Below are 21152 nucleotides of genomic sequence, written 5' to 3'. Positions count from 1 at the left end.
GAGTTACCGCATGACCATGCAATTTCCGAGTATCGCGCAGACACTTGCCGAGGAGATCGGAACATTACGCAAATGGCTTGACGAGGATGCCCTTCCATTGTGGTGGGAGGCGGGGTCAGCCCGGCCGGATGGCGGCTTTTACGAGCGTCTCGGTCAGGATGCGAAACCGGTTTTTTCCGATGACCGCCGCGCCCGCGTCCAGCCGCGCCAGGCTTATTGTTATGCCGCCGCCGGCCAGCATGGCTGGCACGGACCCTGGAAAGACGCAGTGTTGCACGGGCTGTCCTGGTTCGAGAAGGTCTATCGCCTTGAAAACGGTCTTTACGGCAATCTGGCCGACCAGACCGGAAAACTGATCGACCCCTCCTTCGATCTCTACAACCAGGCTTTTGCGCTTTTCGCCGCAGCACAGACAGCTGCTATCCTTCCCGAGCGAAGGAATGAGATGTGCAGCCGCGCGCTCGAAATCCTTGCCATTCTCGAGCGCGACTACAGACACCCCATCGCCGGCTTCGAGGAGGCGAACCCGCCGCGCACACCGCTTTGCTCCAATCCGCATATGCATCTTTTCGAAGCGATGCTGGCCTGGGAAGAGCAGGATCGTGACGGCCCGTGGTCTGCGCTGGCGGACGAGATTGCCAGCCTCGCACTTTCCCGCTTCATCGATGACGGCAATGGCGGCCTGCGCGAATTCTTCGCCCATGACTGGACGCCATACGAGGGGGAGAAGGGCCGGATCATGGAGCCGGGCCACCAGTTCGAATGGGCCTGGCTTCTGGTGCGCTGGGGCAGCCTGCGTGGAGACGAAGAAGCGATCAGCAAGGCAAAACGCCTGTTCGAGATCGGCGAAGACCACGGTATCTGCCCGCGCCGCAAGGTGGCGGTGATGAGCCTTTACGACGATTTTTCGCTGCGTGACGGGCTTGCGCGACTATGGCCACAGACGGAATGGCTGAAGGCGGCGGTGCGGCTTGCCAGTGTGACTGATGGCGAGGAGCGGCAGCGTTACCTTGCCTCTGGTCTGAGCGCCATCGGCGCGCTGCAGCCTTTCCTTGACACGCCGGTCAAGGGCCTGTGGTTCGACAAATGGCCGGCGGATCGGCCCATGCTCGACGAACCGGCGCCGGCAAGCACGTTTTACCACATCGTCTGCGCCATCTATGAGGCCGAGGCGGTGCTGGCAGCAGGGTGAGGAACGTCACGTACCGGGCGAGCGGCATCGCCGCTCGCCGGTTTTGATACCGGTCAAACCTTGGCCGGACGCACCACGCGCCAGTCAGGTCTGCCGAGATTGTGCGGCCAGGCATGAACATCCTTGTCATTGAAGTAGACGACTTCTTCCAACTTCGGAAAATCCGCCTGTTTCAGCGTCACGTCGTTCATCCACGGACGAACATAGGAATCGCTGCCTTCATAACCCAGTTCGGCGACCCAGACTGGTTTGTCGAAGGTCTCGACGAGTCCGTAGCCCTTGCGCAGCAGATCCGTGAACGTCTTCGGCGCGCCATATTCGATCTTGTCGTAATCCTCGAGGCCGAACACCGACAGACCGACCAGATCGGCGTAATTGTCACCGGGATAATAGGCCCGCAAACCATCCAGACCTTTCGGTGACCACATCACTTTTACGCCTGGAACCGCCTTGCGCGTCATATCCACCACGCGCTTGTAGGCGGTGATGTAATCACGCGGGTTCCAGCCCGACCACGAGAAGCGGCCGGTCGTGTCTTCCATTTCCTGTCCCCAGCGCAGGATCAGCGGGCTCTTCATGGCCGACATGCGTGCGGCGATCGCCTGCATGTTTTTATCGTAATCGCCACTCAGAACCTTGCGGCGCAACTCGTCTGAAGAGAGGCGCCAGTTGACGTCCCACGACCAGGGTTCGACCGTGATCATCACATTGCGCTTGCGCTCCAGGGCATAGGCATCCGCAAGTGCGAGACTATCGAGATCCACGTCTTCCCAGGGCAAGAACAGGTGTTCCGTCGCCACCCCGGACTGGCCGGTGAAATCGCCGTGCGGATCATATGCGCCGAAACGTATTCCGTCCGCATGCAATGTCGGTCTTTTGTCGGCAAGTGTCTTCATGCCCGTCGAGGTCATGGGGGCGACCCCTTGCGCGTCGAGCTTGAGCACCGGATACATTCCGGCGGTAAAGGCTGCGGCGGCACCACTCGCGAACAGAAGTGTTCGTCTTGTTATCTGCATGACACCTTACTCCTTACCTTGTTGCCGTCATCGCCTTATCGTAGGCGGCGATCTGGGGCGTGACATCGTCCTTGCGGACGAGCTTGAGGAATTCATCGCCAGGGCGGGGCGGATTGTGCCGGAACACGTACCATTGCCCGCCCTGTTTGCGCTGGTAGAGCACGTTGCCGATGCGGCCATGGTCGAAGCAGGTATCGGCCTTGCCGCTTCCCGCCTCGGCTTTCCAGGTGGCGCGCATGCACAATGTGCCATTGGCATCGACGGTCCAGCGGCCTTCACCGATGGACTTCTTGCCCTTTTCTTCCGTTGCAGCGATGAATTTACGGCCGTCGGCGATGAAGCGCCCGCCGCCCGTATCCCATTTCCAGGTCTTGTCGAAATACATCTCCACGACCTCGCTGGTTCTGAGCGGCTTCGGCGTCTTCGTGCCGCCTGCAGCATGGACGACGCTTGGCGCGACCACCGCAAGACAGAGTACGAAAGCGGAGAATCCGCATGTGCTTATTGTTGTTTTCATCACAGCCTCCTCCTTCATTGTCCGACCCTATTGTCGGCCAGCATGATCTCTCCGGTTGCCACCGCCGGCGGCGGCGCAACGATTGGTTCTGCCTGCATTTCCTGCGGCCCGCGCAGTCCAGGCAGTGCAATGCGCAATTTCAGACGCACCGACCTCGCACCTTCCGCGCCCGCACCGGCGACCGTGAACCGTGTTTCGGTGAAACTGACATAGGGCTGTCCGTGCGAGAGAGCTTCCAGCCCACCGATCGCATGGGAGCTGAGTTCCGCGGCACTTCCGGCCACCAGCAGCAAGGAACAGGCGGCAGCACTCGCTCCACCGCGCAGGGCTGGCAGCTTCGGCAAACCGTTTTCCACTGCATGGCGGATGAGCAGGAACACCGACAGGCTCGCATAGATCGCCACATTGATGGCAGCGAAGATAAAGAACCCCTCCGCGCCGTTTTGGCGCGGCGCCAGAACCATGGCAAGAAGGCTGAGTGTCGCGAGGATCGTGTATGGTGCGACTACCCGCAGCGGCAGCGGCGGTTTTGCCTGCGTGCCCTTGGGCGTGATGCGGAAATCGACGAAATCGCCACGGATCGTGTCACGTATGGCCGCCAGCACACCCATAAGCGACCATGGCCAGCGCAGGAACAGGAACACCATGGCCTCCCAGCTGAAAAGCTTCGCATCATGCGGACGGAACGCGCCCGTGGCCCGCCAGAAGGAAGCGAACACGATCATGATCAGCGAAACCGGAAGGAAATGCCCCAGAAACGCCGGATAGGATGCGTTGACCAGCACATGGCCTCTCACCAGCGCCACGGCCGGAAGCACGAACATCAGAGCCATGAAGCCGGAGAACAGCGGATACCAGAGTTGCGAAAACAGGAACTGGAACTTCAGTCGCGCGGGCAGCTTCGGCACGTAATGCCGTGAATACTGCAGCAGAATGGTCATAAGGCTGCGCGACCACTGGAATTCCTGCACGATGAGATCGGCAAAGGTCACCGGCCCGTCGCCATGGGCGATAGCATTGACGGCGTGGACGCCGCGCCAGCCGCCGGCATTCATCAAAAGCGTGGTGGAATGATCTTCGGCAAGCTCCGGCCCGAGGCCACCCACTTCCCGAAGAGCCTTCGTGCGCACGGCGTAATGCGAGCCGATGCAAAGCGGCGCCCAGCCATTATTGTATCCCAGCTGGAGCGCACCATGCAGGCTTGCCTCGGCATAAAGCCTGCCGCGTGCGGCCCAGCTTTCATTGGCATTGGCGTCGCAAATGCTTGGGGCGGACACATATCCAATCCTCGGATCGGCAAAGGGACGGATTACCTCGCTCAGATAGTCGGGTTCCGGCACGTGATCCGCATCGAACTGGGCGACAAAATCATAACGCTCGTAACCGTAACGGTCGTAAAAATAGGCGAGATTGCCCTCTTTGCAGCGCGTGCGCCGCGGCCAGGTCTTGCGATGATACTCGGCAATGCCCTGTCGGGTGGAAACGAAAACGCCGTGCGCGCCACACCATTTCAACGTTTCCGCATCCGGGGCTTCATCGGCAAGCCAGACGTCGAACTCCAGACCCTTCTGCTCCAGCATGGCCAGCAGTGTCTTTTCCACTACCGCGAAAGGTTCCGACGGTGCTTTGGTGACCACCATCGCCACCCTGCCCCGCGGCAGAGGCGAGCGCCGGTCAACAACCCTCGCGTTGAGAAATATGAAGATGAAATAGGACGGCAGAAGCGTGATCCACGCCAGCGCCAACGTGACCACGGAGTAGTAGGGCCAGTCGATGACGCGATCTCGATCGAGCCACCAGATCCAGAAATAGGCGAGCGTCACCAGCCAGCCACCGATACCAAGCAGGTAGGCAAGGCGGTTCCAGCCCGTAAAGACCGGCAGCATCCGCAACACGCCTGCAGCGGCGCGGGGGAATGCGACGGCGGGCGTTGAGCGCATCGTCATGACAGCACCTCCAGTCCGAAACCGGGACCGGCCGTGCGGATGATAGTGTCTATATCGGAGCGTCTGGGCGCAAAGCCGAGCGTCTGCCGTGCCCGTTCTATATCGGCAAAGAGCGCCGGAGGGTCTCCTGCGCGCCGTGCGCCGAAATGAACAGGGACTTCCTGCCCCGTCACGCGATGGATTGCCCGAATGATGTCACCGACCGATGTGCCGTGACCGGAGCCGAGATTGACACGCAACGTCTCGCCGCCATCGGCAAGATGGTTGACGGCGGCGACATGGGCATCGGCCAGGTCACTGACATGGATATAATCGCGAATGCAGGTACCGTCACTGGTATCGTAATCGGCACCGAACACATCGAGTTGCGGCAGCCTCGCAGCAGCGGCCATCAGCGCACGGGGGATCAGATGCGTCTCCGGTTCATGACGTTCGCAAAGCTCGCCATCTGGGTCCGCACCGGCGGCATTGAAATAACGCAGCGCGACGAAACGCAGACCATAGGCCGCGGCATAATCGTCTAGTGCCATCTCGAAGATCAGCTTGGTGCGGCCGTAAGGATTGACCGGCGTCTGCGCCGTCTCCTCACGGATGGGCAGTTGCGGCGGCACGCCATAGGTGGCGCAGCTGGAGGAAAACACCAATCCGCCGATATTCTGGTCAAGACAGGCGTCCAGCAGCGAAAGACTGCCGCCGACATTGTTGCGGTAGTATTTGCGTGGATCCTCGACGGACTCGCCGACATAAGCGTTGGCGGCACAATGAATGACGAAGGCTGGTGAGAATTCCTGGAGCGTGGCTTTCAGGAGACCACGATCCAGAATGTCGCCTTCGATAAAGGGACCCCAGCGGACCGAATCCGCGTGACCGGTCGATAGATTGTCATAAGCTATGGGCTTGAAGCCGGATTGCGCCAGTGCCTTGCAGATGTGGCTGCCTATGAATCCGGCCCCGCCCGTGACGAGGATTGTGCGGGGCATCTCATACGGCCTCCGCCACTTTCCGGCCAGCCAGCAACGCATCGAAATAGACGATCGTTCTTTCAAGGCCGATTTCGAGCGGTACACGCGGCTGCCATTTCAGCAGCTCGTTTGCCCGCGAAATATCCGGACGTCGCTGCTGCGGATCGTCGATCGCGGCAGGCAGATGGACGATGCGTGAGCGAGAACCTGTCATCCGGATAACAATGTCGGCCAGCTGCCGCACCGGAATTTCTGCGGGATTACCGAGATTGATCGGCCCGATGCAGTCTTTCGGCTTGGCCGAGAAGCGCAGGAAGCCATCGATCAGGTCATCGACATAGCAGAAAGAACGGGTCTGGCTGCCATCACCGTAAATGGTGATGTCGTCACCCTTCAGCGCCTGGACGATGAAGTTCGAAACCACACGGCCGTCGTCAGGGCGCATACGCGGCCCGTAAGTGTTGAAAATGCGTCCGACCTTGATATCGACACCGAAAGTGCGGTGATAATCGAAAAACAGCGTTTCCGCGCTGCGTTTCCCTTCATCGTAGCAGGCGCGCGGCCCGATTGTATTTACATTGCCGAAATAGGTTTCCGGTTGCGGATTGACGTGGGGATCGCCATAGACTTCCGAGGTCGAGGACTGCACCACGGTAGCACCGCATCTGCGCGCGACTTCCAGCACATTGACTGCGCCGAGTACATTGGTGAGAAGGGTTCCGACGGGATCGCGCTGATAATCAGGCGGCGAAGCCGGAGAGGCAAAGTTGAAGATCAGCGAAACATCGATGTCATAGGGTTTGCGCACATCGTGCTCGACCATCAGAAACCGCTTATTGTTCCGCAAATGCTCCACATTCGCGGTACGGCCGGTCGAAAGATCATCGAGACAGATCACCTCGTGACCACTGCTCAGCAACCGCTCGCAGAGATGGGAGCCCAGGAAACCGGCGCCACCATTAACGAGTACCCGTTGCCCGGGTTTCCAATCTGAGTAAATGGTAACGCCGTTATCATGTTCGTTGGGAACGAAATTACGCATAACACACACCTCCCCACGGTGAATCAGCACACCCGATTCAACTAAGTGAATTGAACTCTCCATTTGACGCTATCTGAATATCATCCCTCTATTTTTTCTTCTTCCTGAGGTTTTAATATTCACATCCGATAAATTTCCACTTTCATGATAAGCGCAGGCAAAAACAGGTCAACTTCAATTTATCGAAATATTACAATTGATTACCCAAAATTACTCAAAATAGCCCGTTGATTTAATACTTTTTAACTACGCCTCCATTATGCCTTTCTTATTGAGCATTAGCGCAAGCTTCGCTCAACCAGTCGGGGCTATCCTGGTTTTGTAAGGCTCGGTCCACCGGGAACAAAACCGCCCGGCGAGATGCGACAGACAGTCGATTTCAGGGGACACACATGATGAATGAAATGCCTTATTTCCGTGGCGGCAAAACAGTCCGTCAATGTCGTCTTGCGCTCGTTGCCGGCGCACTTTTGACTTTCACTTTCGCGACCGCTTCATGCTCCGTCGTCGAAGACGCCGTTCTCACGACCGCATCGGCCAGCCCGACTACGATCAAGAGCCGCGTCACACCGGCGAAGGCGGCCTATGGCTATCAAAAAACCGGCAACGCAGCCGTTACGCTTGTTGCAGGTGCTTCGGACACACCGGCAGTTTCGCGACCTTCCTATTCGGGCTCTTCTCCTTATATCTGCTCGCCGAGCGGATTTGGGCAAAAGTCCCGCTGCTTCCTGAGGCCCTGAGCCTCCTGCATAACGTCCGGGCTGCCTCTGGCAGCTCGACGCTCAGTTCTTCCAGCCGGAGAACGTCGCGCCTTCATCCTTGCTGAAGAAACGCGACGCCGCCTCCGTGCGGTTGCGAACGTTCATCTTCTTGTAGATGTTGCGAACGTGCACCTTCACCGTGTTCTCGGACAGATGAAGCCGGTCGGCAATGATCTTGTTCTGCGTACCCTTGCATAACAGGTCGAGGATTTGCACCTCACGCGTCGTCAGCGTCGCCATGTCGCTCCTGCTCTCGGCGAGGGCGTCGGCACGGTTGGCGATGACAGCGCTGTTCTGCACGCTTTTACCACCGGCTGCGGTGGAATAGGGCGTAAGCTTGCCGAGAAGGGCCGCCGGAAAATGCTCCCCGCCCTTCATGAGCAGGTCGACCGCCGCCATGAAGACGTCGAGCCGGAGATTGAGCGGCAGCACACCATCGATGATGCGCATTCCCACCAGCCGCTTCAGTGGCTCTTCAATTTTGTCGATCGTTTCCACGACGAGCGCTATTGGCGCTTCAGGATGTTTTTCACGGATCGCCGACAATACGCTGTGAAGCCGCTCGCCCGCCAGGCGATAGGGCAATACGAGCCGGACATCGGCGCCGTAATCATCGTCAATCGTTGCCGACGATGTCACGCTTACCACGGAGAATGTAGGGAACTTTTTGCCCAACGCCTCCATAAGGCATTCGGAAAACAGGTCCGGATCCGCTACGATCAATAAAGTTCCATTTATATGTGTGACGGCGTTTTTTTGTTTCGCCGCATAATCTGACGTTCCCATGAACATTGACGCCTCCCTCAAGCGCTTACGCATTACTTTCTTTTGGTTGCGCAGTCTGTCATCCGCCCGGCGACCTTCCCCTTAAAACTTGGGGGCGACCCTCCGCTTCATGTCATGTCAATTATTATTAATCACCCGTTAATTCGTACACGCTAATACGAAAAGCTGTGTAAATAAATGGCCCAAACGGGTTATTTTTTACAATTGACATACAAAATAGGTTAAGCCGGATCAGAATCAGTGATGCGGGAACCGGGGTAAAAACAAATATATCGGAAAAGCTTTCGTGCTGGTTTTGCGTTCCGACGAAATGTAACTTTCAGTTGATATCCCTCAACATAGCTCGCCTGCTGCACATGCCAAAGCCTGTGCCTTTTCGGGATGAGAGCATCTCTCCACCGAAATAAACCATGTTTCACGAAAGAGCCGCTCTGCCCTGCCGAAGCGGCGTTTTTTCGAGAATGAACCGGCGAACGTTGCCCAAGACAACCGCTTGCGACGTATATATTCGGGTGGAACGCCGATAGGTTTAGCCCAAATTGATATCTAGGAAGCGTAATTTTTCTGCGGCACAGTCTGACCGTCGCTGAACGGCGGCTGATGGAAAGACACTCCCGGCCTTGACGTGTGTTTGAGAGCGCCGGGCCCTTTTCAAGAAAACATGCAAGCGAAAAGACGAAGCCACCGCGCTCCCCTGCTGGAGCGAGGAACGGATTTGTGCGCCGTTTTACCGAGTAGCGCACAAGGGCTGAAGAAAAAGAGCCCGTCCACGGGCCAATACCGAACCGCAGATGATGCGTAACCGAGTCCATCTGCCAACATCAATCTTCATGCTATCCGGAGCAAGCGCGAAAAAATCCCGTTTGAGATGAGAGGGATTTCGAAAGCTGCTCCGAGCTTTTTCGGAGGAAATCGAAATGGGTTATGATCATAAATCCGCTGGCAGCGACGACGATATCACCAAGATCGGCGCGCTTTCCGATGGTTTTGCCAACACGTCTACCAATGACGCCAAGGTGGAAGACAGCAACGTCGGCACCGCGAACGGTGAAAACCGCAACAACGACAATAGCGACAACAGCACCAATGTGGATGTTGATGCCAAGATCGATGTTGCAGTCGGCAATGGTGACAATCGCGATAACGACTATGACTGGAGCTATGACAGCAAGTCGTACAGCGATAACGACACGACGACCAAGACGAGCACCGAAACCAACACCGACATCAAGACCGATTACGACTGGAGCTATGAAAGCAAGTCGTACAGCGACAACGATACCAATGTGAAAACGATTACGGATACGGACAACAAGACGTTCTCCTATTCCGACAACGACACATCCACCAAGGTATCGACAACCACCGACAGCTTCAACTCCTCGGATAGTTTCTACAAGTCGGATGACGACTTCGGCAACATCACGGGCGTCAAGGATGTCGGCAATCTCGGCATCGCCGGCGGAGACCTCACCTTCAATCTGGGTGACGACTTCTCCTTTACCCTGGATGTCGACAGCATCCTCAACGACTCGCTCAACGGTGACGGCAACGACACGGGCTTCAGCCTCGTGCAGGCCAACCACCTGGCGGATCAGGATGAGGCATACGACATCAAGATGCAGAACGGTGGCGCAGAAAACCACCTGAGCGCCAATGCAGGCGACGCCTATGGCGCAGAAGGCATCGACGGCAAGGGATGGGATCTCAAGGCCGGCGACGACGCAGCGGGCACCAGCACGGCCGACGCATCGGCAATCCTTGCAAATTCCGGCTTCCATCTGGAGCTGGTGCAGGGCGCCAACATGCTCTCCAATGCCGTTGACGTCACGGTCACAGGGGGCAACTCCAGTGTCTCGGACGTCGGTGAGGATCACTCCTGACAACCATCTCTTGACGAAAAGAGCTGCACCGGCGTCCGCCGGTGCAGTTTGCGGTTCATAGACAGGCCTGGCGACAAAGAAGCACCGCTTCCAAGACGTGTGCCGCCCGACATCTGTGACGTACCGCAATGATCGGGGAGGGACCTCCAATGCATATCGACAAGATTTCAGACATGATCGCGCATTTCATCGGCCTGTTCGATACGATGGCCGAAGAAGCGCGTCTGCGAAACAACTATAGTGAAGGCCCCGCACGTTCCGGGCCTGAGCAACTGCCGGAAGAGGAAGCGGCAAGGCTGCTCGACAAGAACTATGACGTTGCACTTCAGGACTACGATCCTGGCGTCAAGTACCATGCAGGCTATTACGACTTCGATTATCTGCCGCCGCATTTCGCACGCACGGTCGAACATGACATGCAGCAGTTTGCGAATTCGATACCGGTCGATATTTCCGCTGCGAATTTCCGCTTTCCAGGTCGCCTTTCCTTCGAGGACGAACGTGAGCTGGTAATTCATACCGGCCCAGGCTCGGTTGTCGCCCATGTCGCGCAGGTGAATATTCTTCAGGACGATGATTATCTGAATATGACGGACGGCCCCAACGTGGCCCGCGACACCAGCTTCGTCACTGAACGTACAGTCGAATTCTACAACGAAGCGTCCGTCTTCACCCCTTTTTCCGGTTTCCAGCGCACCGACAGCTATGATGCGCTGCAGGCTCTCGCCAAGACCGCGCATGATTACATCGAACACGCCCGCGACAACGACGTTACCTCACTCGGGACCGGCGCAGATGAGGATTTCGTCCTGGCCGGCAACGACATCAATGGTCTTTATATCAATGGCGTTGCCGCCGCTGAGAAGCCGGCGCTGGACGACTACATGCCGGATCGCGGCATTGCCAAGCCTCCGGAAGAACCGGAACGAAGTGACGTTGCGCTGCATGAAGAAAGTCCCGCCGGCAACAGTCTCGATGTGGCCGCAGGCGCCAATGTCGTCGCCAACGTCGCCACATTGGTCAATACCGCCGTCATGACCTCCGTCACCGCCGTGATGGGTGACTACCACCAGATCGATGCGATCACCCAGGCCTATATCTATAGCGACAGGGACGAAATCGCTTCCGTTTTCACCCGTTCCGAGGATCAGGCCGACACGGCCGCCTACAACATCGCCAATTTCGAACGCAGCGTTTTCCCCGCCGCGGAAAATACGGCTGCGGAGAGCCCTGAAACCGGCGAAATGCCGATTTTCCCCACCGCGTGGCGCGTCAGCGTATTGGAGGGTGACGTTTCCTTCGTGCATTGGATCGAACAATACCAGTTCGTCAGCGACAACGACACGATGACGATCACGACCTCCGGTGCGAGCGTCAGTCTTTTGACAGGGGGAAATGCCGCACTCAATATTGCGAATTTCCTCGGCATCGGAATGCAGTATGACCTCATCATCGTTGGCGGCAATGTGCTAGACATGAACCTCATCAGCCAGATCGCCGTGCTTTACGACAATGACTGGGCCCGCGCCAATCCCGATGCACCGGGAGGCGCCACTATTCAATCCGGCAACAATCTCCTTTGGAATGATGCCTCCATCTATAACGTCGGCTCCAACGACCGTTTCGAAGCGATGCCCGACTACATGGCGCAGACGGTGTCCGCGATCAATGAGCGCGATCCGAACATGCCGGATGCACTTGCGCATGACAGCAATTTTGCCGGCTATCAGGGACTGAACGTGCTCTACATCACCGGCAATCTCTACGATGTCAGCATCATTAAGCAGGTGAGTGTGCTCGGCGATTCCGACGACGTTACCCAGGCCTCGGCCAAGGTACTCGAAAACAACGAGAATGCCGACGTCCATATCGATACCGGCAGCAATGCCGTCATCAATCTCGCGCAGATCATTGATTACGACAGCTTCGGTTCCACCACCTATGTTGCCGGCGGCGTTTATTCCGACGCCATTCTGATACAGGGTGGCATCATCGAAAACGATACGTCGCAGCCTGCGCAACCGGGTCAACTTGCGAACGAGGTCATCGCTTTTCTTCACGACGATCCCGCCACCATCGAAAACGAATCCGACGGCGTCATCAATGCCGGGCACGACCTGTCGTGGTCCAATGCCCACTCATCCGACGTCATGCAAGCGGTCACCGCATAGGTTTTGCCGGCGGCAGTTCCGCCTGTGTAACCGCAAAAGCCGCAAGATCACCGAGGGGACCGATAAAAATGGATCATATTTCAAGAAGAACGATTGCGGATGGACGCTCGCTGGATTTACCGCTGGATCAGGACGCGGAAGACAGCAAGCTGACGGACGCCTGTATTTCAGCTATCAATGAAGCCGTAGAGAACCTTCGCCAGTTGTCGGGTGCGGAACAGATCGCTAGGGCAACCCCGCCCTCTCCGGAGGTGGCCCCACCGCCCTCGCCGACGACACCGCAATCCAACACATTGCGGGATATGCCAGCAGGAAATCCGGCACCGCAACAGGAGCCACACCCCGCGTCGCAACCTGCCCCCAAAGCCAAGATCGACAATGCAGAACTAAAGAGCGCTCCCGACCTCGCCTTCGTCAAGACTATCGACAACAATGACGGTCCGATCCGTGAAAACGAACGCCGCCCGGCGACGGGCGGTGGCGGCGATGGCAAGGAACCAACGGGCAATGGCGGCGGTGGCGGCGGCGGTGGCAGCAGCCAGAGCGGCTTTCATAAACGCAGCGAACCGATCAATTTCGCCGCAAGCCTTGCCAAGGGCATCGCCGCGGTGCGGCGCAACATGATTGTGGTGATGCTGTTCACCGTCGCCATCAACGTCCTGCTTCTCGCCATACCGCTTTATCTGTTTCAGATTTCGGACCGCGTGCTGACGAGCCGCTCGATGGATACGCTCGTGATGCTGACGGTCGCGGTTCTTGGAGCGGTACTGCTGCAGGCTTTCATGGATGCCATCCGCCGCTTCATCCTGATGCGTACCGCTGTGGAGCTCGAGGTTCAGCTCGGCGCTCCCATCCTCTCTGCCGCCGCACGCGCCTCCCTGCATGGCAGCGGCAAGGATTACCAGATTTTGCAGGATTTACAGCAATTGCGCTCATTCCTCACCTCGGGAACCCTTATCGCTTTTCTCGATGCGCCGCTTATGCCGCTCTTCATCGTGGTGGTTTATCTGGTCCATCCGCATCTCGGTATTATCATCATGGTCTGCTGCGCCGTGCTGTTCACCATCGCCTGGCTGAACCAGCGCTTCACCGCACGGCAATTCTCCGAAGCCTCGGGTTATCTGAGCCGCGCCAATTTCCATCTCGATTCCATGTCGCGCAATTCGCAGATCATCAATGCGCTCGCCATGATCCCCGAAGCGGTAAAAATGTGGGGCCGCGAAACGGCGGGCTCGCTGAAATCGCATGTGGCCGCACAGGATCGCAACATCATGTTCTCTGGCGTGTCCAAAGCCGCGCGTATGATCACACAGGTTGCGCTTCTCGGCTGGGGCGCGCATCTTTCGCTCTCCGGCGAGCTGACAGGCGGCATGGTGATTGCGGCCTCCATCGTCTCGGGCCGTGCGCTCGCGCCCATTGAAGGAGCGATCGAGGGCTGGCACCAGTTCAACAAATCGGCCGCCTCCTATGGCCGCATCAAGCAGCTCCTCATCAGCTCACCGCTCAATTTCCCACGCCTGCGCCTTCCCAATCCGGAAGGACGCCTGGATGTTGAGCGCATTCTCTTCGTACCGCCGCCGCAGAAGAAAGTGATCCTGAACGGTATCTCCTTTTCGCTGAAAAAGGGCGAATCGCTTGCCATCATCGGCAATTCCGGCTCCGGCAAGACGACGCTCGGCAAAATGCTGGTCGGCTCCATCCTGCCTACATCGGGCAATGTCCGCCTCGATCTCATGGATCTGCGCAACTGGGACCAGCGGCAGTTCGGGGAAAGTATCGGTTATCTGCCACAGGACGTGCAGCTGTTCCCGGGCACCATCAAAGCCAATATCTGCCGCATGCGCGACGATATAGAGGACAGGCAAATCTATGAGGCCGCAGTGCTGGCCGACGTTCACGAGTTGATTGCCGGTTTCCCGCAGGGTTATGAAACCGTGGTCGCCGCCGATGGCGCACCGCTTTCCGGCGGGCAGAAACAGCGCATCGCACTTGCTCGGGCCTTCTTCGGCGACCCCAAATTCGTGGTGCTGGACGAACCGAACTCAAACCTCGACACCCAGGGTGAGCAGGCCCTGGCCAAGGCGCTGCTGCACGCCAAAAGACAGGGCATCACCACTGTCACAATCACCCAGCGGCCCGCGCTTCTGCAATGCGTCGACAAGATCATGGTGCTGAAGGACGGGTCGGTCGCCATGTTCGGCGAAAGGATGGACGTGCTGAAAGCGCTCTCCGGCACTGGCCGCCAAGCCAGCCAGTCCCCGCAGATCGAGGGTTGAGGATCGTCATGTTCAGGAAAAAGAACGCCATTGCCGAAGTCAAACCACAGGGTCAGCTGGAATGGTACAGCGAGGTACCGCGCTCAATCCGCCTGCACAGCTCGATCGGTCTTGCCGTGCTGCTCGCCTCCTTCGGCGGGTTCGGCTACTGGGCTGGCACCGCGCCGCTCTCCTCCGCCATCATCGCCCAGGGCAGCTTCGTCGCCACCGGCAATAACAAGGTCGTGCAGCATCTGGAAGGTGGCATCATCAAGGAGATGATGGTCAGCGAAGGCGACACGGTCAAGGTAGGCGACGTGCTGCTCACACTCGACAAGACGACGGCACTCGCCAACGAACGCATGTTGCAGCTGCGGCGGCTCAGGCTTGAGACCATCGTCACGCGCCTGCGCGCCGAAGCGCAGGGCGCAAAGAGCTTCAAGGTGCCCGACATCGTCATGAAGGAAGCCGGCGATCCGGATATCAACGCCATCATCCAGAGCCAGAACATCGTGTTCCATAGCAAACTCATCAAGCTCGAAGAGCAGTTGAACCTGATCGAGAAGAACATCAGGTCGCTGGAGTTTCGTTATGCGGGTTATGACGGGCAAAAGCAGTCCTTCGACCGGCAACTCGCGCTTCTCACGCAGGAACGCGATTCCAAGGAGAGGCTCGCCAAGGATGGTGTCATCCGCAAGACCGACATGCTGGCGCTGGAGCGCGCCATTGCCGATGCGATGGGGGACATTGCCCGTCTGAGCGGCGAAATGAACCAGAGCGAAGCGGAGATCGCCAAATTCAAGCAGGAAGCGATCATTGCGGTCAACGCCAACAAGCAGGCGGCGCTTGACGCGCTGGAGACGGCGGAGTCCGATCTTGACAGCGTGCGCGAACAGGTCCGTGGGGCCGCCGAGGTGCTGGAGCGCACCGTCATCCGCTCCCCCGTCAACGGAACTGTCGTGCGCGCTTATTATCACACGCCCGGCGGCGTCATCACGACAGGCAAGCCGATCATGGAAATCCTGCCGGCCCATGTTCCGCTGATCCTGGAGGCGCAGGTGCTCAGAACCTCGATTGACCAACTGCACGAGGGGCAGACGGCAGCGATCCGTCTTTCGGCGCTCAACCGCCGCACCACGCCGGTCCTGAACGGCAAGGTTTTTTACGTTTCCGCCGACAGCATCGAGGAGAACGCCGGTCTGCAGGTCAAGGATGTTTATATCGTGCGCGTGCAGGTGCCCGATGAGGAAATCGCCAAGGTCCATAATTTCCGCCCAGTGCCGGGCATGCCTGCCGACGTATTGATCCAGACTTCGGAGCGTACTTTCTTCGAATATCTGACCAAGCCGATCGCTGACAGCATGTCCCGTGCTTTCAAGGAAAGATGAAGAAATATCAGTAACCTACCCCTGTCTTTTCCGCGACAGTCGGCATATGATGTCGAAGGATGTTTTGTCGGGGCGGGAGAAGCGTCATGGCGGCGATGTCGGATGTATTGCTGCTGGTCGGCAGGCTGAACTATGTGTGGACCAACACCGAGAGCCTGATGATCTATCTCATCGTCCACCTTTTGAAAGTGGACAAGGAGGCTGCCATCGTCGTGTTCCTCACCCTCAACACCACGCGGGCGCGCATGGATCTCATCGAACGCCTGGCAAAGCTTCCCTCCACCGACGCGAAGGACCGGAAGACTGTCCTCTCCATCATGGCGCGGCTGAAGAGGGAAGCGAAGACGCGCAACAAATACAATCACTGCATCTATTCTTTTGACGAAAAGGGCGATATCGCCAGCACCCAGCTGATGCGTCTGGTGGAAGATGACAGCCAGGTCCGCTACGGCAAGGTCGAGCGCATGGACGAAAAGGAAATCGGCCAGCTCGAAAAATCAATCGCCGACATTGTCGAGGTCAGCAAGGACATGTGGAGCTTCATTCACGCCAGTCCACATGTCTCGGCGGATTATCTCTAGGGTCTGGTCTGCAGCCTCATGCCGATCGCGGGGTGAGTCTCACCGTTCCGCGCCGCTTTTACCGGAAGGCAAAGTTTTCCGGCCGCGAAATAAAGCAGGAACGAACCGATCTGATAGGGGAAGATGATGTCAATCTCCACGAAGGATCGCACCACGAACAGCGCGCAAATCGCAAAAAGGATAACGCCCTGCGGGTCGCTTCGACGCATCAGCACCGATCTCAGATGCCCCAGCAGCGTGCCGTAAAGCACCATGCCCAGCAGGATCATGCCGACAAAGCCGTTTTCCACCACTGTCTCGATATAGGTATTGTGGAAATGGAAGCCGCTGCGGCCGGTGATGAAGAAGTCGTTCCACAACCGTTCGGCATCGGCAAAACCCGCAACCCAGAATCCCTGGTAGCCTACCCCCAGGATCGGAGCCTGCTTTGCAGCCTCTATGCCCTGCTGCCAGAGATAGGTTCGGCCGGTCAGCGTCGAATCCTTGCCGAAGATACCGAGAATGGCATCTAACAGACCGAACTGCAGCGAAGCCACCGCAAGCAGCGCGCCGAGACCGCCGAGAGCAAAAAACATCATTTTACGGTTTGCGGGCGAAAGCATCCCGATCGGGATAAAACCGATGATGAGGGCGACAACGGCCGCGGTGGTAATGGCGGAGGTGGCAGATTGCGATGCGATGAGACTGTAGGCAGACAAGAGTCCCGTCACGCCTGCAATCGGCAGCCAGATGCCCTTTTGCTTGAGTACCAGCACAGACGAGGCAGCAAAAATGACGCCCAGCGACGCATAGAAACCGAGCTGATTTTTGGATGAGAAGGCACCGACGAAACTGTAGGTCCCATCAAGCGCGTCAAAAAGATAGATGCCGAACAGAAGCGAATAGAGCAGGACGACGCCTATGCCAATCAGGGCGCCCCGCGTCAGCGTCCGGATGGAAATCACGCGCATGGCAACCAGCGCGCAAACGATATGGGTCATGTATTGGATGGAGGCGCGCATGGTTACAGATACGGCTTCCGACCAGAAGCTGGACAGGACGGTAAGAATGCCGAAGCCGAAAATCCACAGGTAACGCGGATAATTGCCGAGCACGCGCCGGTAGTCGACCACCACCAGCGGCAACCACATGCCATAATAGGCCAGAACCGAGATTTGCCCGAAACGCGACGAATAGGCGAAAACGAAGAATGACAGCGCAACGGCCGTCATCCCATAAATCTCATTGCGTTCGGGATCGATCAGCGCCGATTTGGCGATCCGCATTGAAACCTCACTGCATCAGGATTTCGGAAGAGACCTTGATGACGTCGCCGGGCTGAAGCAAGGCATTTTCATCGACCTTCAGCTCCTTCGGCTTGCCGTTTTCCTCACGTACCACGACATAGCTGATCGTCGCGGACTTACCCGATGGATCGAAGCGGATCGCCTCGGCCGATTGCGCCAGTGCCTCCGACATCAATTCGCGGCTCGTGGTCAGCTGCAGATTGAGCTTGTCGAGTTCCGCTTCCGTGTCCTGCAACTCCTTGGAGCGCTGCGCCACCCAGTCGTTGCGCAGGTTGATCTCGTCCTGGGTTGCCTTGTTGATATCCTGTTTGGCGCGCAGCGACTGCGTGTCGATATCGAGGAGGGTGGATTCCACCTCGGCCGCACGTTCTTCTGCCGAAATGCGCCGCTGCGACAAGGCAAGGCCTTGCTCGTTCAGCCTGTTGACGCGGTCACGGTCTTCATTGGCGAGTTGAAGCTGCCGGTTTTGCGTTTCCGACTTTTTCTTCAGGGATTCGACTTCGCTCTGCAAAAGCGCGTGCAAGTCCGTCAGCGCCTTGAGCTGAAGTGTATAACGCTCGGTCCGCGATTTCATCAGCGCGCTTTCGCTGGCGAGAAGCGTGTCGATCTCGGCGATCTTTTCCATCTCCGGCGTCTTGGTAATCGTCTGATCGCCCTTTACCTCGGCGATCAACCGCGCTTGGCGGGCAAGCAGCCTTGCCCGCTGGTTATCATAAACGGCGGCGTCACCACGTGCATTGATGAAGTCGCGCGCAAAACGCTGTCCGGCGTCGGACCTTCGCAAGCCGCCTGCAAGACTGACAGCCTTCAGCACCGTGATGTTGGGGGCATAGGGATATTCACCCGGTGTCTGCACATCGCCACTCAGAAAGATCGGCCGGAACTGGGCGATCTCTACGGAGGCCGAAGGCAGGTTGCGGAGGGCGAACTTGCTCTGAAGCTGAGCGCCGATCTGGTCGCTCACCTCGGAAGGCGTCTTGCCTGCGACGTCGAGCTGACCGATGAAGGGCAAGGACAGCGTACCGGATGGCCCGACGGAATAGTCGCCGTTGATGACGTCCCAGTTGCGGATGCTGCCGTCGGCCGGTTGCCATTCGGCAACGCGGATACGCAGCTTGTCCGCGGTACCGAGCTTATATTGAGCGCCATCCGCAGCCATTGTGGAAAGCGGCGCGGAAAAAGCGACGGTAGCAGCAAGAACGAGGGCCACAAATGGGCGGTGGGCGGCGGAAAAGCCGTTCATCGGGAAACTCCCTGTTAGCGGATCGCCATACAGGCGATCAGGCCGTCGCGCGACCGGCAAGGCGGCGCCGCAAGAAGCGGCCGGTATGATTAGCACCAATGACGCACCCGAAGACCGGACTTGGGATCCCGGTCGGGGTGCGTGTCGAAGCGAAGATCGATATAGCCGAACTCAATATCGGTTTTCAGTAGCTTCCGCGTGACAGGCACACGGCGGGAATGGTCTTGACGATGATGAAGACATCCTGCCGCATCGACCAGTTCTGGACATATTGTGTGTCGAAGGCAACGCGGGTCTTGTAAGACACGTCGTTACGGCCGCTGATCTGCCACAGGCCGGTCAGACCCGGGCGGGTGCTGAGATAATAGGCGGCAGCGCTTTCATAGTAGCTCAGCTCCTCGTCCACGACGGGACGGGGGCCAACCACACTCATTTCACCACGAAGGATGTTAATGAGCTGCGGCAATTCATCAAGGGAGAGCTTGCGCAGCACGGCGCCAACGGCCGTAACACGCGGATCGTTCTTGAGCTTGCGGGTAGCCCGCCATTCCTCGGCGGCTTCCGGATTGGCGGCAAGATATTGGCGCAGGATCTCATCGCCGTTCATCGCCATCGTCCTGAATTTCAGGCAATGGAAATAGCGGCCATTATGTCCCACACGACGGTGACCATAAAAGATCGGACCGGGGTCGGACATCTTCACCAGAACGGCGATCAGCAGGAATATTGGGCTGAAGATGAGCAGCGCAAGAGCAGCCGATGTCATATCGAAGCTGCGTTTTGCGATGCCCCCGATAGGGAAACTGACATCGAAATCTTCGGAGCTGCTGAGTGTCTGTTCAGCCGATTGGGTCGCGGACTTCATAGAGAGAACTCCATTTATGTTTTGCGATTGGTCGGTGCCCGGAGGCGCGTCTTTCCGTCTAAAGGAGATAACAAGTCTGTGTTCGGAATTTGATGCTAATGGATTTTTTGTAAGGCACATTGCCCATAACCGTCTATGCGATTTCTTGCGTGAGCGGCCGATCAACGTCCGGGCAATATTAACGGTTGCATAAAAAAGCAACAAATGTGCTGGAGGCCATGTCTTGAGAGCATGGGTGACGCCGTCGCATGTATTGGTTTTTGTGCGAGCGATAGCCTTTTCTTATGTGTTTCTTATAACTTGGCGAGATGAGACAGGAACGTTAAGAACAGCGCGGCATATGACAGACTATTAAATTTTTTTGCGGCGCAGCAAGATTGTGGCAATGCATATAAAATTTGACATATCGGCTGGGATTTTTTTGCACTCTACCTGCACCTCGCCAAGAAAAAGCGATAGAAAAATCGCTAAAAGGCGGCAAAGGCGGCAAAAGAGTGGCGAGAAACCGCATTATTGTCATGGCAGCCACGCAAAAACCGCATAGCTAACGGCCACTTTTTTTGAACGCAGCCCTGCGCGCCTGTCCTGAAGGTGGTTCCAGGCCCCAATTTGGGGGAATCAGAAGGTTGGTGGTGTGCAGGCGCTGATGACCTCACAGGCCACCGGTCCGACGCAGCGGAAGCGATGTGGCCTTCGGCTTTCGAAATAATAGGCATCACCCGGGCCGAGTACCCGCCTCTCCTCGTCCACCGTCACTTCCAGTCGCCCTGAAAGGATAATGCCGCCTTCTTCGCCATCATGGACCAAGGGCACCTTGCCGGTATCGGCGCCGGGCTGGTAGCACTCTTTCAGTATCTGCAGGCTGCGGCCGAAGACATTCTCGCCCACCTGGCGAAACGAGATCGGGCCCTTGCCAATTTCAACCAGCTCGTCCGCCCGGTAAAAAGCCTTACGGCTCGTCTCCGGCTCAAAGGCGAAAAATTCGGCCAACCCTATCGGTATGCCATCGAGAATGCGTTTCAGCGCGCCCACAGAGGGGTTCGAGGTGTTCGATTCGATCAGGGAAATCGTAGAATTAGTGACACCAGCACGCCTTGCCAGTTCCCGTTGGGAAATATTGTGACGCAGCCGCAGATGGCGCAAACGTCCCCCTATATCCACCGACATCCCGTCGCCCCCGTTGCCGTTGTTCGAAATATCGAAAAGCCGTCTTCACGCCTACAGTATTTTCAATCACTTCGCCACATGGAGAAAAGGG

At 57.5% G+C, this 21152-nt stretch carries 17 protein-coding genes; 7 read left to right on the top strand and 10 right to left on the bottom strand.

Going from position 1 to position 21152, the window contains the following annotated elements:
- Positions 1–10: 10 nt before the first annotated feature.
- Complete coding sequence (locus FHW77_RS18180) at positions 11–1192, top strand: AGE family epimerase/isomerase (RefSeq protein WP_502709247.1); 1182 nt, start codon at positions 11–13, stop codon at positions 1190–1192.
- Between the two features lie 53 nt (positions 1193–1245).
- Here FHW77_RS18180 and FHW77_RS18175 read toward each other — a convergent pair whose 3' ends face one another.
- From FHW77_RS18175 to FHW77_RS18155, 5 genes are read right to left on the bottom strand one after another with little or no spacing between them, the layout of a single operon-like run.
- Entirely contained in the window at positions 1246–2208 is a 963-nt protein-coding gene (locus tag FHW77_RS18175) for a glycoside hydrolase family 26 protein (RefSeq protein ID WP_004438632.1), read from the bottom strand.
- Positions 2209–2221: 13 nt separating this feature from the next.
- Positions 2222–2725 carry a DUF995 domain-containing protein gene (locus FHW77_RS18170; protein ID WP_004438628.1) on the bottom strand — a complete coding sequence of 168 codons (504 nt, stop codon included), beginning with the start codon at positions 2723–2725 and terminating at the stop codon, positions 2222–2224.
- Positions 2726–2739: 14 nt separating this feature from the next.
- A complete protein-coding gene (locus FHW77_RS18165; RefSeq protein ID WP_182590622.1) occupies positions 2740–4671 on the bottom strand; it encodes a glycosyltransferase family 2 protein in 1932 nt (643 codons plus the stop codon).
- On the bottom strand, positions 4668–5651 hold the full coding sequence (gene galE / locus FHW77_RS18160) for a UDP-glucose 4-epimerase GalE (protein ID WP_107340092.1): 984 nt from the start codon (positions 5649–5651) through the stop codon (positions 4668–4670). The genes FHW77_RS18165 and galE overlap by 4 nt, the downstream gene beginning before the upstream one ends.
- 1 nt (position 5652) lies before the next feature.
- A complete protein-coding gene (locus FHW77_RS18155) occupies positions 5653–6675 on the bottom strand; it encodes a UDP-glucuronic acid decarboxylase family protein (protein WP_182590621.1) in 1023 nt (340 codons plus the stop codon).
- 392 nt (positions 6676–7067) lie between these two features.
- Between FHW77_RS18155 and FHW77_RS18150 the strand changes: the two genes are divergently transcribed.
- Entirely contained in the window at positions 7068–7415 is a 348-nt protein-coding gene (locus tag FHW77_RS18150; protein WP_182590620.1) for a hypothetical protein, read from the top strand.
- A 42-nt stretch (positions 7416–7457) separates the two neighbouring features.
- Here FHW77_RS18150 and FHW77_RS18145 read toward each other — a convergent pair whose 3' ends face one another.
- A complete protein-coding gene (locus FHW77_RS18145; protein ID WP_182590619.1) occupies positions 7458–8228 on the bottom strand; it encodes a response regulator transcription factor in 771 nt (256 codons plus the stop codon).
- 911 nt (positions 8229–9139) lie between these two features.
- Between FHW77_RS18145 and FHW77_RS18140 the strand changes: the two genes are divergently transcribed.
- The 5 genes from FHW77_RS18140 (at position 9140) to FHW77_RS18120 (ending at position 16500) form a co-directional block, all read left to right on the top strand.
- The gene (locus FHW77_RS18140) at positions 9140–10105 is read left to right on the top strand and encodes a hypothetical protein (protein WP_064263127.1); all 966 of its coding nucleotides are present in this window, start codon (positions 9140–9142) and stop codon (positions 10103–10105) included.
- A 149-nt stretch (positions 10106–10254) separates the two neighbouring features.
- Positions 10255–12276: a hypothetical protein gene (locus FHW77_RS18135; protein ID WP_182590618.1), complete on the top strand. Its 2022-nt coding sequence runs from the start codon at positions 10255–10257 to the stop codon at positions 12274–12276.
- A 68-nt stretch (positions 12277–12344) separates the two neighbouring features.
- A complete protein-coding gene (locus tag FHW77_RS18130; protein WP_182590617.1) occupies positions 12345–14552 on the top strand; it encodes a type I secretion system permease/ATPase in 2208 nt (735 codons plus the stop codon).
- A gap of 8 nt (positions 14553–14560) precedes the next feature.
- Entirely contained in the window at positions 14561–15919 is a 1359-nt protein-coding gene (locus FHW77_RS18125; protein ID WP_004438597.1) for an HlyD family type I secretion periplasmic adaptor subunit, read from the top strand.
- Between the two features lie 86 nt (positions 15920–16005).
- On the top strand, positions 16006–16500 hold the full coding sequence (locus FHW77_RS18120) for a hypothetical protein (protein WP_004438593.1): 495 nt from the start codon (positions 16006–16008) through the stop codon (positions 16498–16500).
- On the opposite strand, the gene FHW77_RS18115 is transcribed toward FHW77_RS18120, so the two are convergent.
- From FHW77_RS18115 to FHW77_RS18100, 4 genes are all read right to left on the bottom strand, one after another.
- Positions 16497–17765: an O-antigen ligase family protein gene (locus FHW77_RS18115; RefSeq protein WP_112636719.1), complete on the bottom strand. Its 1269-nt coding sequence runs from the start codon at positions 17763–17765 to the stop codon at positions 16497–16499. The two genes, FHW77_RS18120 and FHW77_RS18115, sit on opposite strands and share 4 nt — an antisense overlap.
- A 7-nt stretch (positions 17766–17772) precedes the next feature.
- A complete protein-coding gene (locus FHW77_RS18110) occupies positions 17773–19029 on the bottom strand; it encodes a polysaccharide biosynthesis/export family protein (RefSeq protein ID WP_035211043.1) in 1257 nt (418 codons plus the stop codon).
- A gap of 184 nt (positions 19030–19213) precedes the next feature.
- Entirely contained in the window at positions 19214–19894 is a 681-nt protein-coding gene (locus tag FHW77_RS18105) for a sugar transferase (RefSeq protein ID WP_004438583.1), read from the bottom strand.
- Positions 19895–20512: 618 nt separating this feature from the next.
- Positions 20513–21061 carry a cupin domain-containing protein gene (locus tag FHW77_RS18100; RefSeq protein WP_004438580.1) on the bottom strand — a complete coding sequence of 183 codons (549 nt, stop codon included), beginning with the start codon at positions 21059–21061 and terminating at the stop codon, positions 20513–20515.
- Positions 21062–21152: the final 91 nt, after the last annotated feature.

The organism is Agrobacterium sp. RC10-4-1, from assembly GCF_014138475.1.
GTDB classification, from domain to species: domain Bacteria; phylum Pseudomonadota; class Alphaproteobacteria; order Rhizobiales; family Rhizobiaceae; genus Agrobacterium; species Agrobacterium pusense.
The sequence above is the reverse complement of the archived record's forward strand: the minus strand, read 5'-3'. Positions and strand labels throughout refer to the sequence as shown.

What these genes read in the sequence shown, in the direction of transcription:
- FHW77_RS18180 (WP_502709247.1), top strand. Translation starts at nt 11, where the DNA reads ATGACCATGCAATTTCCGAGTATCGCGCAGACACTTGCCGAGGAGATC.
- FHW77_RS18175 (WP_004438632.1), bottom strand. Translation starts at nt 2,208, where the DNA reads ATGCAGATAACAAGACGAACACTTCTGTTCGCGAGTGGTGCCGCCGCA.
- FHW77_RS18170 (WP_004438628.1), bottom strand. Translation starts at nt 2,725, where the DNA reads ATGAAAACAACAATAAGCACATGCGGATTCTCCGCTTTCGTACTCTGT.
- FHW77_RS18165 (WP_182590622.1), bottom strand. Translation starts at nt 4,671, where the DNA reads ATGACGATGCGCTCAACGCCCGCCGTCGCATTCCCCCGCGCCGCTGCA.
- galE (WP_107340092.1), bottom strand. Translation starts at nt 5,651, where the DNA reads ATGCCCCGCACAATCCTCGTCACGGGCGGGGCCGGATTCATAGGCAGC.
- FHW77_RS18155 (WP_182590621.1), bottom strand. Translation starts at nt 6,675, where the DNA reads ATGCGTAATTTCGTTCCCAACGAACATGATAACGGCGTTACCATTTAC.
- FHW77_RS18150 (WP_182590620.1), top strand. Translation starts at nt 7,068, where the DNA reads ATGATGAATGAAATGCCTTATTTCCGTGGCGGCAAAACAGTCCGTCAA.
- FHW77_RS18145 (WP_182590619.1), bottom strand. Translation starts at nt 8,228, where the DNA reads ATGTTCATGGGAACGTCAGATTATGCGGCGAAACAAAAAAACGCCGTC.
- FHW77_RS18140 (WP_064263127.1), top strand. Translation starts at nt 9,140, where the DNA reads ATGGGTTATGATCATAAATCCGCTGGCAGCGACGACGATATCACCAAG.
- FHW77_RS18135 (WP_182590618.1), top strand. Translation starts at nt 10,255, where the DNA reads ATGCATATCGACAAGATTTCAGACATGATCGCGCATTTCATCGGCCTG.
- FHW77_RS18130 (WP_182590617.1), top strand. Translation starts at nt 12,345, where the DNA reads ATGGATCATATTTCAAGAAGAACGATTGCGGATGGACGCTCGCTGGAT.
- FHW77_RS18125 (WP_004438597.1), top strand. Translation starts at nt 14,561, where the DNA reads ATGTTCAGGAAAAAGAACGCCATTGCCGAAGTCAAACCACAGGGTCAG.
- FHW77_RS18120 (WP_004438593.1), top strand. Translation starts at nt 16,006, where the DNA reads ATGGCGGCGATGTCGGATGTATTGCTGCTGGTCGGCAGGCTGAACTAT.
- FHW77_RS18115 (WP_112636719.1), bottom strand. Translation starts at nt 17,765, where the DNA reads ATGCGGATCGCCAAATCGGCGCTGATCGATCCCGAACGCAATGAGATT.
- FHW77_RS18110 (WP_035211043.1), bottom strand. Translation starts at nt 19,029, where the DNA reads ATGAACGGCTTTTCCGCCGCCCACCGCCCATTTGTGGCCCTCGTTCTT.
- FHW77_RS18105 (WP_004438583.1), bottom strand. Translation starts at nt 19,894, where the DNA reads ATGAAGTCCGCGACCCAATCGGCTGAACAGACACTCAGCAGCTCCGAA.
- FHW77_RS18100 (WP_004438580.1), bottom strand. Translation starts at nt 21,061, where the DNA reads ATGTCGGTGGATATAGGGGGACGTTTGCGCCATCTGCGGCTGCGTCAC.